Genomic DNA, 382 nt, shown 5'->3' with positions numbered 1-382 from the left:
TTCGCCAGGGAGGTCTTCGCCCGGCTGGACGTCTACGGGCCGGAGGTGCTCGACGCCTGGTACCGGCTGTTCCACGACTCGGACGCGAGCGCGTTCCCGGTGCTGATGGCGGCGGCGGAGCGCGGCGATGCCTGAGGCCTCCGCACCGTCGGAACGGGCCCGGCAGGACCTGCTGAGCCGCACCGCGCTGGGGGTGTTCGGCCTGAACGGCCGGTTCCTCGCGCTCTCCGAGGAGCTGGCCGGGCCGGCCGGACTGACCGCGGCCTGGTGGCAGGTGCTGGGAGCGGTGCTCCGGGAGCCGCTGCCGGTGGCGGGGATCGCCCGGACCATGGGGATCACGCGGCAGAGCGTCCAGCGCATCGCGGACCTGCTGGTGGGGAAG

1 protein-coding gene and 1 pseudogene are annotated in these 382 nt (G+C 74.3%); both read left to right on the top strand.

The annotated features are described in order from the left end of the window. Positions 1 to 135 (top strand): annotated as a pseudogene (locus tag G3I78_RS52715) (glutamine amidotransferase); the annotation flags it as partial. Beyond that, positions 128 to 382: helix-turn-helix domain-containing protein (locus tag G3I78_RS50820; protein WP_164437447.1), on the top strand; the 255-nt coding region annotated here is incomplete at its 3' end. The pseudogene G3I78_RS52715 and the gene G3I78_RS50820, both read left to right, overlap by 8 nt.

The organism is Streptomyces sp. SID13726, from assembly GCF_010548375.1.
Classification (GTDB): domain Bacteria; phylum Actinomycetota; class Actinomycetes; order Streptomycetales; family Streptomycetaceae; genus Streptomyces.
The sequence above is the reverse complement of the archived record's forward strand: the minus strand, read 5'-3'. Positions and strand labels throughout refer to the sequence as shown.